The following is a 12,199-nucleotide window of genomic DNA, read 5'->3' as shown; positions in this document are numbered from 1 at the left end:
CCGAAGTAGAGCGCCTGTCCCCCTTCCCCTTGAGGCTCGCCTCACGCGGAACGGGGACAGGCGCTCTACTTCGGCAGTCCTGGGTCCGGTTGGTTATGCGTTCGGGGTCAGGGAGCCGTCCGAGCTGAAGACCAGGCCCAGGGTGACCTCGCCCTGCTGGAGGGCGCTCTTGGTCAGCGGGCCGCCGGCGTCGAGCGAGCGGAACTCCGCGAACTCCAGACCGTAGGTCTCCTCGAGGCCCGGCTGGCAGAACGGGCGCTCCGTGCACTCCGGCGGGCCGCCGAGCACGAGGCCGCCACAGGCCTCGGCGAGCTCGCTGAGCGACGTGACGCCGTGCTCGTCCGCGAAGGCCTTGGTCACGGCGAACGCGTTCTGGTCCTGCGCGGGGGAGGGCTGGCCGAACACGAGGCCGATCTCCTCGCCGAGCCCTGTGAGCGCTTCGACGGTCGCGTCCAGGTCGCTGCCGGCCACCGCCTCGGCGTCGGCCCCGTTGACGTCCTTGTTGATGAACTCCGTGAGCGTGCCCACGTACTCGGGGATGATCTGGACCTGCTTGCCGTCCTCCAGCGCGGGGAGGTAGGTCTCGCGGTTGCCGATGGTGGTGACCTCGGCCTCGTACCCGGCGGCGTTCAGCACCGTCGCGTAGATGGTGCCGAGCGTGGCGCTCTCCGCGAAGTCGGCGGCGCCGATGACGATCTTGCCGCTGCCGCTCTGCTCGGGGGCGTCGAGGCCGGCGTCGGCCACGAACTCCTCCGCGACCTCCTTGGAGGTGCGGCGGTCGACGTCCACCGCCTTGTTCAGGCCGATGAGCGTGTCGGTGTCGAGCGCAGCCGAGACCGAGTCCAGGAGCGGCACGATGGCGTCGTCACCCTCCACGGCCGCCGCGTTGATCGCCGGGATGATGTTGTCCACGGTCTGCAGCTGCTTGTCGTCGTCGAGGACCACCAGCTCGTCGCCGGGGACCGCTTCGCAGGCCGCGACGCTGCTGCCGCCCGTCGAGGTGCTGCTGCCGCCGCTCCCTCCGGCGGATCCCGGCTCGCCGCAGGCGGTGAGGAAGGTGAGGCTGACGACGGCGACCGCCGCGCCGAGCGCCCGGGGCAGGGATAGATGCGTACGGGGGAACTTCATCGATGTCTCCGAACGTGGGTGACGTACAACTGTTCTACGGCTTCGATCGATCCCATTCGACCCCGGCCGGGCGACTATGGCAAGGGATAAACACGCTCGTGAGAATGTCGTTACATCCGGTTCGCCCCGGCCCGCCCGGCCGCGCCGGTGTCCCGCGAGCGGGCGCCGATCGAACCGGACAGGAGCACCGCGCTGCGCCGGGTGAAGAACCGCCCGAGGCCCGCCGCCAGCGCGTTGCCCCGGCCCGAGACGATGCTCGGCCGGCGGTTCCCGCGGTCCAGCGAGCGCAGGCCCGTCTCGACCACCTGCTCGGGTGTCTGGTAGCTGCCGTTGTAGGTGCCGCCGGACAGGTCGTCGAAGAACTCGGTGCGGGTCAGCCCGGGGGCGAGCGACAGGACGCGGAGACCGCTCGACCGCGACTCGAACCAGAGCGCCTCGGTGAAGCTCAGGACGAAGGCCTTGCACGCCGAGTAGACGGCCATGTCGGGCCCCGGCGTGTAGGCGGCGAGGCTCGCGACGTTGACCAGGATCCCGCGGCCCTCCCGCCGGAGCGGCTCGATGAAGGCGCGCGAGATGTCGACGAGGTTCGCGACGTCGACGGCGATCTCGTCCTGCAGCCGGTCCGGGTCCTCCTCGTGGAACGGCCCGTCGGTGCCGAAGCCGGCGTTGTTGACGAGCCCGGTCACGGTGAGGCCGCGTGCCGCCACCTCGCCGGCGAGGGCCTGCCCGGCCCCGCGCCGGCTGAGGTCGAGGGCGATCGGGGTGGCCCGCACGCCGTGGTCGCGTTCGAGCTCGTTCGCGAGCTCCCGCAGCCGGTCGAGGCGGCGGGCGACCAGGATCACGTCGGAGCCGCGCTCCGCGAGGGCCCGTGCGAAGGCGGCGCCGATGCCGGAGCTGGCGCCGGTGACGACGGTGGTCTGTGTGGTGAAGTCGATGTCAGCCATACCTGCACCGTACGCAGGGTGTTGCATCAAGTGCAAGTAATCGCACCATGGGTAAGATCTGCCCATGGACCCGACGCCCGACACCCCGACCCTGCGCGAGCGAACGCGCCGGGCGGTCCACGCCGAGATCACGGACACGGCGCTGCGCCTGTTCGCCGAACAGGGCTTCGACGCGACCACCGTCGACCAGATCGCCGCGGCGGCCGGGATCTCGAGGCGGTCGTTCTTCCACTACTTCGGGAGCAAGGAGGACGTCGTCATGGGCGACCTCGAGGCACTCGGACGCCGGGTGCGCGACGCGCTCGAGGCGCGCCCGGCGACCGAGTCCGCGTGGGAGGCCCTGCGCGAAGCGCTCAAGACCCTGCGCGGCCCCGACACCGAGGCCGTGACCGGGCTGGAGATCGCCGGCATGTACGCCGACGCGCCCTCGCTGCGGGCGAAGCACCTCGAGAAGCATCTGCGCTGGCAGGAGCTGTTCGCCCCCGACATCGAGCGGCGGCTCGGCATCACCCCCGGCCCGACGGCGGACCCGCGCGCCCGCGCGATCATCGCCTCGGCGCTCGCCTGCCTCGACATCGCCGTCGACGCGTGGCACGAGTCGGGCGGCACCGCGGATCCCGTGGAGCTGTTCGACGCGGCGGTCGCCGCGGTCCGCGCCTAGCGCACGCTCGGGCGCGGCGCGCGCCGGCGCCTAGCGCGCGCTCACACGCAGCGGGGCCGGCGTGGCCAGACGCTGCCCGATCGCCAGCACCATGTCGATCGCGAGGCACAGCACCGCGACCACCACACCGCCCGCGAGCACCTCGCCGTACCGCTGCGTGCCCATGCCGAGCGCGATGATCTGGCCCAGGCCCCCTCCACCGACGAGCGCCGCGAGCGGGATGGTGGCGACCACCTGCACGATGGTGGTGCGCAGCCCGGCGGCCACGAGGGTGGTGGCGAGCGGCAGCTCGACCTGCAGCAGGATGCGCCCGCCGCTCATGCCCATGCCGCGCGCGGCGTCGCGGGCGTCCGGGTCCGCGCCGCGTACGCCCTCGTAGGTGTTGACCAGGAGCACGGGCACGGCGAAGAACGCCGCGGCGATGACGGCCGCGCTGTTGCCGAACAGCCCGCCCGCGGCGAGCAGCAGGATGATGCCGAGCGTCGGCATCGCCCGGGAGGCGTTGGTGAGCCAGACGACGAGGCCGGCACCCCGCCCGCTGTGCCCGAGCCAGGCGCCGACCGGGATCGCGACCGCGGACGCCACCGCGACGGCGATGGCGGTCATCGCCAGGTGCTCGCCCGTCAGCTCGAGCACGCCGCCGGGCTCGGTCCAGGTCAGGGGGTCGTTGAGCCATACGAGGGCTTCGTCGACGACGCCGGTGGGGGCGCTCATGAGGTCCTCCTGCGCAGCCAGGGAGTGAGGGCTCTGCCGGCCGCCCACAGGGCGAGGTCCAGCACGAGCGCGAGCAGGATCGTCGCCAGCGTGGCGGTCATGATCTCGGCCCGGTAGGAGTTGTTGCGGAAGCCCTGGAACATGATCTGCCCCAGCCCGCCGTACCCGACCACGACGCCGACGGTCACGAGCGCGACGCTGGACACCGTGGCGAGCCGCAGACCGGCGATGATGCTCGGCAGCGCGCTCGGCATGGCCACCTGGACGAGCAGCCTGCCGGACCCGTAGCCCAGGCCGCGGGCGGCGTCGAGGACGGCCGGGTCCACCGTGGCGAGGCCGGCCACCGTGTTGCGCAGGATGATGAGCAGTGCGTAGACCACCAGGCCTACCAGGACGGGCGGGCGGCCGATCCCGAGCACGGGCGCCAGGATCGCGAACAGCGCGAGGGACGGCACCGTGTACAGGACGGCCGCCGTGCCGACGACCGGCCCGGACAGCCAGCGGAACCGGGAGACCAGCACCCCCAGCGGGATGGCGATGGCCGCGGAGATCGCGACGGCCTCGATGGTCAGCCCCGCGTGCTCGACCGTGCGCTCCCACAGCACGGGCGCGTTGTCGATCACGTAGGACCAGGAGAACCAGGGGTTGCCGGGCATGCCTCCGAACCTACCGCGTGAGACCCGGTAGGTTCGTAGGCATGGCTGCCCGCACCGTGATCGAGCTGGATTCCGTCCGCAAGGCGTACGGGGACGGCACCGTCGCCGTCGAAGGACTGAGCCTCGCCGTGCGCGAGCACGAGGTGCTCGCGCTCGTCGGCCCGTCGGGCTGCGGCAAGTCCACCACGCTGCGCATGGTGAACCGCCTGGTGGAGCCGACGTCGGGCAGGATCCTGCTCGACGGCGAGGACGTCACCACCACCGACCCCGTGGCGCTGCGCCGCCGCATCGGCTACGTGATCCAGAACGTCGGGCTGTTCCCGCACCGCACCGTCGAGGCAAACATCGCCACCGTCCCCGGGCTGCTGGGCTGGGACCGCAGGCGCACACGGGCGCGCGTCGCCGAACTGCTCGACCTGGTGGGCCTGCCCGCCGCGACCTACGCGAAGCGGTACCCGCACGAGCTGTCCGGCGGCGAGCGGCAGCGCATCGGCGTGGCCCGCGCGCTGGCCACCGACCCGCCGGTGCTGCTGATGGACGAGCCCTTCGGCGCCGTCGACCCGGAGTTCCGGCGGCACCTGCAGGCGGAGTTCCAGCGCATCCAGCGCGAGACCGGGACCACCGTGATCCTCGTGACGCACGACATCGACGAGGCGGCACGCCTCGGTGACCGGATCGCCGTGCTCACCCGCGGCGGCAAGCTCGAGCAGATCGCGAGCCCGCTCGCGGTGCTGGCACATCCGGCGTCCGACCGGGTGCGCGACTTCACCGGCGAGGGCGCCGCCTCCCGCATGCTCGCGCTCGCGAGCGTGCAGACCGCCGACCTGGAGAGCGCGGAGCGGATCGTCCAGCCCGCGCCGGCGCCCGTACGGCTGGGCGCGCGCCTCACCGACGCGTTCGAGGCGGTCGCCGCGCTGCCCGGCTCCGCGATGGGCCGGGTGCCGGTCGTGGGGGAGTCGGGCGACGTCGTCGGCTCGCTCACCGCCGACGGGATCCTCGGCGCGCTGCGCCGGGCCGCGGACGCCGCCGGAGCCGAGCCGGGCGTCCAGGACGCCTCGGACCGCGCGGACGACGTCCCCGAGGACGTGCCCGGCCGCGAGCCCGCAGTGTGACCTACGCCGCTCCGTCCGCGGCGGTCGGCGCGGGACCGGGCCTGACCCGTCCCGATAGTCTCGGGGCGTGACCAACGCCCGCGTAGCCCTCGCGACCTGCTCCCAGCTGCCCGACCTCGACACGGACGACGTGCCGCTGATCGCCGCCCTGGCGCAGCGCGGCGTGACCGCCGAACCCGCGGTGTGGGACGACCCCGCCGTGGACTGGTCCACCTACGACCTCGTGCTGGTCCGCTCCACCTGGGACTACTCGCCGCGCCACGACGAGTTCCTCGCGTGGGCGCGCTCGCTGCCCAAGGTGGCCAACTCCGTCGACGTCATCGAGTGGAACACCGACAAGCGCTACCTGCGTGACCTCGAGGCGGCCGGCATCCCCGTGATCCCCACGATCTGGCTCGACCCCGCGCGGCACCTGTCCAAGCGCGCCGTGCACACCCGCATGCCCGCGTTCGGCGACTTCGTGGTCAAGCCCGTCGTCAGCGCCGGCGCCAAGAACACCGGCCGCTACCAGCCCGTGTCCGCCCAGTCGCGGGCCAAGGCCATCGCGCACGCCGTCCGCCTGCTCGACGACGGCCGCTGGGTGATGATCCAGCCCTACGTCACCTCGGTCGACACCGCCGGCGAGACGTGCCTGATCTTCATCGACGGCGAGCTCACCCACGCCGTCCGCAAGAACGCGCTGCTCACCGGCCCCGCCGAGGACACCAGCGAGCTCTACGCGGAGGAGGAGAAGGAGGCGTTCGAGGCCACGCCCGCCCAGATCGACGTGGCGGAGCGGGCGCTCGCCGTGGCCAGGGAGGCCACCGGCGCGGAGTTCACCTATGCGCGCGTCGACCTGGTCTCCGGCGACGACGGCGTCCCGATGGTGATCGAGCTGGAGCTCACCGAGCCGTCGCTCTGGATGAAGTACGGCACGGGCGTCGAGGAGAAGCTCGCTGACGCCGTGGTGAAGCTGCTGGGCTGAGCGCGCGGCGCCGCCGAGCGCGCGGCGCCCAGCGCCCGGCGGCGTCCGGCAACGACGAAGGGCCCCTCACCGGAGTGAGGGGCCCTTCGTATGGGGTGAGCGACGGGACTTGAACCCGCGGCCCTCGCGACCACAACGCGATGCTCTACCAGCTGAGCTACGCCCACCATGCTCGCCGATCCTGGACCGGCGACCGTCGAAAAGCATACATGGTCGGCAGCCTCGGACCGAACTGAAAGCTACGGGGCGAGCTGCTTCGTGACGGACGTCTCGGCGATGCGCTGTGCCGCGGCGCGCGAGGTCGCCGTGTCAGGGCCGGGGTGGGCCGGGAACAGGACCTCGCGGTAGTAGCGCAGCTCGTCGATCGACTCGAGGATGTCGGCAAGCGCACGGTGCCCGCCGCCCTTCTTCGGTGACGCGAAGTAGACGCGCGGGTACCAGCGGCGGGCCAGCTCCTTGATCGACGACACGTCGACGATCCGGTAGTGCAGGTGCTCCACGAGCTCGGGCATGTGCAGGTCGAGGAATGTCTTGTCCGTGCCGACCGAGTTGCCGGCCAGCGGCGCCTTGCGTGGCTCCGGTACCCACTCGCGGACGTAGGCCAGGATCTGCGCCTGCGCCTCCTCGAGGCTCAGCCCTCCGTCCAGTTCGTCGAGCAGGCCGGACGTGGTGTGCATGGTGCGCACGAAGTCGTTCATCTGCGCCAGCGCCTCGGCCGGAGGCTTGACGAGGACATCGACACCGGTGCCCAGGACGTTGAGGTCGGAGTCGGTGACGATCGCGGCGACCTCGACGAGCGCGTCAGCGCGCAGGTCCAGGCCGGTCATCTCGCAGTCGATCCAGACGATGCGCTCGTTGGGGTTGGGAAGGCTCACGCCGCTCAGCCTATTGCGTCCGGAGCAGGGGAGTTACGCGGTGGGTGGTCAAGTGTGGACAGTCCGGGCAAACGGAAGGCCCTCCCGCAGGCCGACCGAGTGGTCGTCCGAGGAAGGGCCAGGATGTTCGACGGCGGCGCCGGCGCGCCGGAGTCGGTCAGATCAGGCGGAGTCGCTTGGTGCGCTTGGCGGTGCGACGCTCGGAACGCTCGCGGAGCGCGCGCGCCTGGGCTCCGGAGACCTCCGCGCGGCGGGCGATCTCGGCGACCTGTGCGCGGCCGATGTCGTACGCGGTCTGGGCATGCATGTGTCTGGTCCTTCCAGGGGTGGGGAGAGGGTGACGGTGCGGTGGGGCGTACCGGCCGGGTCGCGGCTCGGCGCCTCGCACTGTTTCCGTCGTGTTACATCATCCCTGATCGCGGAAAACCCGCGCAAGCCGGACAGGGGTGACGTGCAGCACCCTTGCGCAGGTCAGGGCGCTGCGCGGGCGCCTACAGGGGGTCGCGTCCGGTGCGATCAGCGGTCGTGCAACGCCGAAGCAGAGCGGGTGCCGTGCACGCGCTCTGCTTCGGGGGGTCGAGGGGCGCCGGGTACCGGGTGGAACCCGGCCGGCGCCACGGGGGTCATGCCGACCGCACGCGCAGGGCGGGAACCCGTGCGCGGCTGTTGGTGCTGCGTGCGGCGCCGGCCTCGGCCTTGCGTCGCTTCTGCTCCAGGCGGAGCGTTCGTGAACGCCGGTTCTCGTCGGCGTCGCGGAGGCGGTCCCGGTGAAGGGTGAGCGCCAGGTCGTACTCGGTATGCACGTGAGTGCCTTTCGTGACGCTGGATGTGTCGGTCTCCCGACATGGGTCTGGCCGGACCCTTCCACCGCCCGGTATGGGACCGGACGGACGTCACCGCGGTGTGCCTTGAGCCTCCCAGGTGGCACCCGGTCAGCGCACGGCTTTTTGTCGCGAGCTTTCGCAGGGCGGGTCCGGAGTCGTGGAAGAAGTCGCTAAAGATTGCTTGCGCAAGATGTCTTTAGCGTTCTAGGCTCCCCGCATGCCCGACCAGAAGCCGCCCGAGATCCCGGGATTCACGCGCCCGACGTCGCCCGACGACGTGGTCATCTCGCAGGCGGACGCGATCAAGGCGATGACCCACCCGCTGCGGCTCCGGCTGCTCGACCTCTTCGGCCCGGGCATCGAGCTGACCGCGACGCAGTGTGCCGAGCGCACCGGCGAGTCGGTCGCGAGCTGCTCCTTCCACCTGCGCCAGCTCGAGAGGTACGGCCGGGTCGAGCGGGCGGAGGCACACGGCAAGGAGCGCCCGTGGCGCGCCGTCGGCAACGGGTTCAGCGTCCGCCCCGACCTCGCCGACCCGGAGTCGTGGCCCGCCGCGAAGGCGTTCGGCAGCGTGTTCATCGCCGAGAGGTTCGCGCAGCTGCAGCGCTGGCTCACCGACGCCGGCCGGGACGACCCGGACTGGCTGTACGCCACCACCCAGACGCACCAGGAGTTCTGGGTCACCCGCGACGAGCTCGACGACCTCTCGCGCCGGCTGGAGGAGCTCACCGAGCCGTTCCGCGGACGCTCGGCGAACCCGGACGCCCGCCCGCCGGGCGCGCGGCAGGCCCACCTCTTCGGCGCCGTCTGGTCAGAGATACCGGACCCTGCCGAGGACACGGAGGAGGACTCGTGACCGACACCGCACCTGACGACCCGGCCGCCGTCGGGCAGCTGGTACCCGACGATCCGGCCAGGCACCTGCGGACACCGGTCTTCCGCACGCTCCTGGTCGGCTGGACGCTCGCGAACGTCGCGGACTCGCTCCTGACGCTGCTCATGGCCGTCTGGGTGGCCGACCTGACCGGCAGCGCCGCCCTGGGCGGCCTGACGTTCGCGCTGCTGGGCCTGCCCGCGCTGGCGTCCCCGTTCCTCGGGCACCTCGCCGACCGGGTGTCCCGGCGGCACATGCTCGTGGTCGCCTACGTCGTCGGTGCGTTCGGGCTCGTCCCGCTGTTCTGGGTGCGCGAGCCGGACCAGGTCTGGGTGATCTTCGCGTCGACGCTCCTGTACTCCGCGGTGGCGTACGTGACGGGGGCCTGCCAGTCGGGCATCCTCAAGGACCTGCTGCCCGACGAGGCCCTCGGCCACGCGAACGGGCGCCTCACGATGATCGACCAGGTGTTCCGCATCGCGCTCCCGGTGCTCGGCGCCGCCGTGTACGCGCTGGTGGGCGTGGTGCCGCTGGTCGCGGTGGCGATCGCCGGCTTCCTGGGGGCCGCCGTCGTCTTCTGCCTGGTCCGGATCGGCGAGTCGCGGATCGAGGACGGCGACGACGAGCCGTACCTCGTCGCCGTCGCCGCGGGGTTCCGGCACCTGTTCGGTACGCAGCCCCTGGGCGGCATGACCTGGAACGCGGTGATCGTCTTCGCGTCGGTCGGCCTGGTGAACGCCGTGGCCTTCGCGGTCCTCGACGGCCTGGGGCTGTCCGCCGCCTGGCTCGGACCGCTCACCGTGCTGCAGGGCGTCGCCGGGTTCGTCGCCGGGGCGGTCACCCCGCGCCTCATGATCCGCTTCGGGCGGCCGCGCGTCTACGCGGTCGGGATCACCGCCGCCGGGGTGGCGCTCGTGCCCCTCATGTTCAGCTGGGTGATCCCCGCGGTCGCCGGCCAGGCGCTGCTCGGGTTCGGCGTCACGGCGGCGGTCATCGCGTGGATCACAGAGCGCCAGGTCCGCACGCCCGAGCGGCTCCAGGGCCGGGTCGCGGCCGCGGGCAACCTGGTCAACAACCTGCCGGGCACCGCGGTGACGGCCCTCGGCGCGGGCCTGCTCGCGTTCGTCGACTACCGCCTGCTGCTGCTGGTCAACGTGGTCGTCGTGGTCGGAGCGGGCCTGGTCGCGCTGCGCCTGCGCGACACGACCACCTCGGACGTGTCAGACGCTGAGGTCACTCGGGTGACCCCAGCATCTGACAGGTCTGGCTAGGCCTCGCCCGGGAGGGCTTTGCGGATCACCAGGCGGGTCCAGGCGCCGATGTAGACCCGGTCGCTCTCCTCGATCTCCCGCCGGACGCCCTGCGTGAGCGGGACGTCGGGCAGGGGGTCGCCCGTGGCGGCGACGAACGTGCCGTTCGACGAGCCGAGGTCCTCCACCCACCAGCGCAGCCCGTCGGTGGTCAGCTGGCAGTGCCGCCGGGACACTCCCGGGTCGCTGCCGCAGTCGACGTCGGGCCGGATCCCGCGGGACTGCGACGGCCGCCCCACGAGCAGGCTGCGCTGCCGCAGCGTGACCAGGCCGGGCAGGCCCGCCGACGGCATCGGGTCCTCGGGCTGCTCGTGCGCGTACCAGTCGGGATCGACCCAGATCTCCGCGACCCAGGTGTCGTCGCCCGGCACGGGCGGCGCGCTGAGCCCTCCGCCCCCGGGCGACGGCGCGGGTGCCCCGGCCGACGGCGGCGGGTCCAGCGACGGCGGGTCCTGCGACGGCGTGGCCTGCGACGGCGGGTCCAGCGGCGGCGGGCTCGGCGCGGGCGCCGCAGGCACCGGTTGGCTCGGCTGTTGCGGCGCGCTCAGGCCGGCCAGGTCCAGAGACGACGCCGGAGGTGGCGGCGGAGCCGTCGTGCCGGTCGTGAAGTCGTACCCGCAGTTCTCGCAGAACAGCGAGCCGGAGGGGGACAGGTCACCGCAGTTGGGGCAGGTCACGGGGCTGCCGCCGGCCGGGGACTCCGCGGACGAGGTCGCTACCGGCCCGGTCCCGGCAGGCTCGGCCGCCGAGGCCCCCGCCGGGATCGGCGTGCCGCACACGTCGCAGTAGTCCGTGGACTGGCTGGTGTGGCCCTCCGGGCAGACGACCGTCATGCGCGCCGTACCCGGGTCGTCTTGGTGGAAGCGGTGTCGAGTGCCATCTCGTCCAGCTTGGCGGTGTTCCGCTTGAGGCGCACGGTGCCCGCCTCCTCGTCGTCCACCTCCACGATCTTCCGCAGGCGCGAGGTCGCGTCGTCGTTGCCGGTCTCGGCGGCGAGCTGGACGGCACGGCCGAGCTTGACGGTCGCCGTCGCCTCGTCGCCGGCGGCCTTGGCGGCCAGGCCCTCCTGGATGGCCGAGGCGAGCTCCGCCTGGCCCGTGTAGTGCGCCACCTCGGGGCTGATCCGGGCGGTGAGCGTGGAGTCGTCCGACCACTTGGCCTTGACCAGGCCCGACGCCGTCACCTCGTCGCCGACGGCGACCTGCACGCGCGCCGCGAGCTGTTCGGAGCCCACCGGCTTCGCCGGCACGCGGACCGCCACGTGGTACTCGCGGGTCTCGTCGGCCCACGCGCCGGTGGGGTACGCGCTGGTCAGGGCGTTCACCTGGGTGCGGCGGCCGGTGAGGTCGTCCACCTCCGGCGCCACCTGCTTGACGAACAGGACCTCCGAACCCTGGGGCGCCCAGACCCGCAGGTCGACCGCGGCGACGCCGCGCGCCATCGACTTGCGCACCAGGGCGGAGAAGTCCTCGGCGATGTCCTCGGGCCGGGCGATGAGGTCGACGGTCCCGAGCAGCGCCGTCGAGATCTTGCGCAGCTCCTCCACCACCCACCGGTCGCCGACCCCGCGGGCGTCGCACTGGAAGTGCCCGGTGACGTCGGCGATCATCCGGTCGAGGTGCATGGTCGGCTCGGACTCGTTCTTGCCGTCGGTCAGCAGGATCAGGTGCTTCTGGGCTGCGGGGACGGTCGCGAAGAGGTCGTCGGCGAGGCGCAGCCAGGAGGAGATCGCGGTGCCGCCGCTCGCGGACATGGTCGAGATGGCCCGCTTGGCCTCGTTGCGGGCGCCCAGCTCCATGGCCACCATGGGCACGCGCGCGTTGGGGTAGGGGAAGATCCGGGTCGCCACGTGGGAGCCGCCGATGATGGCGAACAGGGTGCCGTCGGGAATCTGGTCCACGGCCACCGCCGCGGCGTGCTTGGCCGCCTCCATGTTGCGGCCCTGCATGGACCCGGAGGTGTCGACGGCGACGATCTCGGCGACGCCGCCCGGACCGCCGGCGCTCACCCCGGCACCGCCGCCGGCGCCCGCGCCCGTGCACGTCACGGACACGACCGCGTGCACGTCGGTGGCGCCGTCGGACAGGAACTCGTTCTGGAAGACCTCGGCGGAGAACTCGGCCACGGTGGCTCCTCT

At 72.5% G+C, this 12,199-nt stretch carries 14 protein-coding genes and 1 tRNA gene; 5 read left to right on the top strand and 10 right to left on the bottom strand.

The window, feature by feature from the left end; all coding sequences use genetic code 11:
- Positions 1 to 93: 93 nt before the first annotated feature.
- Together ACNYC2_RS21175 and ACNYC2_RS21170 are read right to left on the bottom strand one after the other, a co-directional pair.
- The gene (locus tag ACNYC2_RS21175) at positions 94 to 1,128 is read right to left on the bottom strand and encodes a glycine betaine ABC transporter substrate-binding protein (RefSeq protein ID WP_419703689.1); all 1,035 of its coding nucleotides are present in this window, start codon (positions 1,126 to 1,128) and stop codon (positions 94 to 96) included.
- Positions 1,129 to 1,238: 110 nt separating this feature from the next.
- Positions 1,239 to 2,072: an SDR family NAD(P)-dependent oxidoreductase gene (locus tag ACNYC2_RS21170; protein WP_419703688.1), complete on the bottom strand. Its 834-nt coding sequence runs from the start codon at positions 2,070 to 2,072 to the stop codon at positions 1,239 to 1,241.
- 64 nt (positions 2,073 to 2,136) lie between these two features.
- On the opposite strand from ACNYC2_RS21170, the gene ACNYC2_RS21165 reads away from it, so the two are divergent.
- Positions 2,137 to 2,733 carry a TetR/AcrR family transcriptional regulator gene (locus tag ACNYC2_RS21165; RefSeq protein ID WP_419703687.1) on the top strand — a complete coding sequence of 199 codons (597 nt, stop codon included), beginning with the start codon at positions 2,137 to 2,139 and terminating at the stop codon, positions 2,731 to 2,733.
- 30 nt (positions 2,734 to 2,763) lie between these two features.
- On the opposite strand, the gene ACNYC2_RS21160 is transcribed toward ACNYC2_RS21165, so the two are convergent.
- Together ACNYC2_RS21160 and ACNYC2_RS21155 are read right to left on the bottom strand one after the other, a co-directional pair.
- Positions 2,764 to 3,447: an ABC transporter permease gene (locus ACNYC2_RS21160; protein WP_419703686.1), complete on the bottom strand. Its 684-nt coding sequence runs from the start codon at positions 3,445 to 3,447 to the stop codon at positions 2,764 to 2,766.
- The gene (locus ACNYC2_RS21155) at positions 3,444 to 4,103 is read right to left on the bottom strand and encodes an ABC transporter permease (protein WP_116674119.1); all 660 of its coding nucleotides are present in this window, start codon (positions 4,101 to 4,103) and stop codon (positions 3,444 to 3,446) included. The genes ACNYC2_RS21160 and ACNYC2_RS21155 overlap by 4 nt, the downstream gene beginning before the upstream one ends.
- A gap of 41 nt (positions 4,104 to 4,144) precedes the next feature.
- Between ACNYC2_RS21155 and ACNYC2_RS21150 the strand changes: the two genes are divergently transcribed.
- Complete coding sequence (locus ACNYC2_RS21150; protein WP_419703685.1) at positions 4,145 to 5,215, top strand: ABC transporter ATP-binding protein; 1,071 nt, start codon at positions 4,145 to 4,147, stop codon at positions 5,213 to 5,215.
- Positions 5,216 to 5,282: 67 nt separating this feature from the next.
- Positions 5,283 to 6,179, top strand: a complete 897-nt coding sequence (locus ACNYC2_RS21145; RefSeq protein WP_419703684.1) for an ATP-grasp domain-containing protein — start codon at positions 5,283 to 5,285, stop codon at positions 6,177 to 6,179.
- 91 nt (positions 6,180 to 6,270) lie between these two features.
- On the opposite strand, the gene ACNYC2_RS21140 is transcribed toward ACNYC2_RS21145, so the two are convergent.
- The 4 genes from ACNYC2_RS21140 to ACNYC2_RS21125 all read right to left on the bottom strand — a co-directional run bounded on the left by ACNYC2_RS21140 (position 6,271) and on the right by ACNYC2_RS21125 (position 7,857).
- Positions 6,271 to 6,346 (bottom strand) — tRNA-His (locus ACNYC2_RS21140).
- Positions 6,347 to 6,418: 72 nt separating this feature from the next.
- Positions 6,419 to 7,054, bottom strand: a complete 636-nt coding sequence (gene orn / locus ACNYC2_RS21135) for an oligoribonuclease (protein ID WP_419703683.1) — start codon at positions 7,052 to 7,054, stop codon at positions 6,419 to 6,421.
- A gap of 157 nt (positions 7,055 to 7,211) precedes the next feature.
- On the bottom strand, positions 7,212 to 7,361 hold the full coding sequence (locus ACNYC2_RS21130; RefSeq protein WP_377137887.1) for a hypothetical protein: 150 nt from the start codon (positions 7,359 to 7,361) through the stop codon (positions 7,212 to 7,214).
- 316 nt (positions 7,362 to 7,677) lie between these two features.
- Positions 7,678 to 7,857, bottom strand: coding sequence for a hypothetical protein (locus ACNYC2_RS21125; protein ID WP_419703682.1), 180 nt, complete (start codon positions 7,855 to 7,857; stop codon positions 7,678 to 7,680).
- A 238-nt stretch (positions 7,858 to 8,095) separates the two neighbouring features.
- Here ACNYC2_RS21125 and ACNYC2_RS21120 point away from each other — a divergent pair, with 238 nt between their 5' ends.
- Together ACNYC2_RS21120 and ACNYC2_RS21115 are read left to right on the top strand one after the other, a co-directional pair.
- On the top strand, positions 8,096 to 8,734 hold the full coding sequence (locus ACNYC2_RS21120; protein WP_419703681.1) for an ArsR/SmtB family transcription factor: 639 nt from the start codon (positions 8,096 to 8,098) through the stop codon (positions 8,732 to 8,734).
- Complete coding sequence (locus ACNYC2_RS21115; protein ID WP_419703680.1) at positions 8,731 to 10,023, top strand: MFS transporter; 1,293 nt, start codon at positions 8,731 to 8,733, stop codon at positions 10,021 to 10,023. Before ACNYC2_RS21120 ends, ACNYC2_RS21115 begins: the two co-directional genes overlap by 4 nt.
- Here the strand turns inward: ACNYC2_RS21115 and ACNYC2_RS21110 are convergent.
- Positions 10,020 to 10,895 (bottom strand): FHA domain-containing protein, encoded by an 876-nt coding sequence (locus tag ACNYC2_RS21110; protein WP_419703679.1) that lies wholly within the window; start codon positions 10,893 to 10,895, stop codon positions 10,020 to 10,022. The two genes, ACNYC2_RS21115 and ACNYC2_RS21110, sit on opposite strands and share 4 nt — an antisense overlap.
- Positions 10,892 to 12,187: a VWA domain-containing protein gene (locus ACNYC2_RS21105; protein ID WP_419703678.1), complete on the bottom strand. Its 1,296-nt coding sequence runs from the start codon at positions 12,185 to 12,187 to the stop codon at positions 10,892 to 10,894. Before ACNYC2_RS21105 ends, ACNYC2_RS21110 begins: the two co-directional genes overlap by 4 nt.
- Positions 12,188 to 12,199 lie beyond the last annotated feature (12 nt).

The organism is Promicromonospora sp. NFX87, assembly GCF_048564965.1.
Taxonomy (GTDB): Bacteria; Actinomycetota; Actinomycetes; order Actinomycetales; family Cellulomonadaceae; genus Promicromonospora.
Note: the sequence above shows the minus strand (reverse complement) of the source record. Positions and strands in the feature narration are given on the sequence as shown.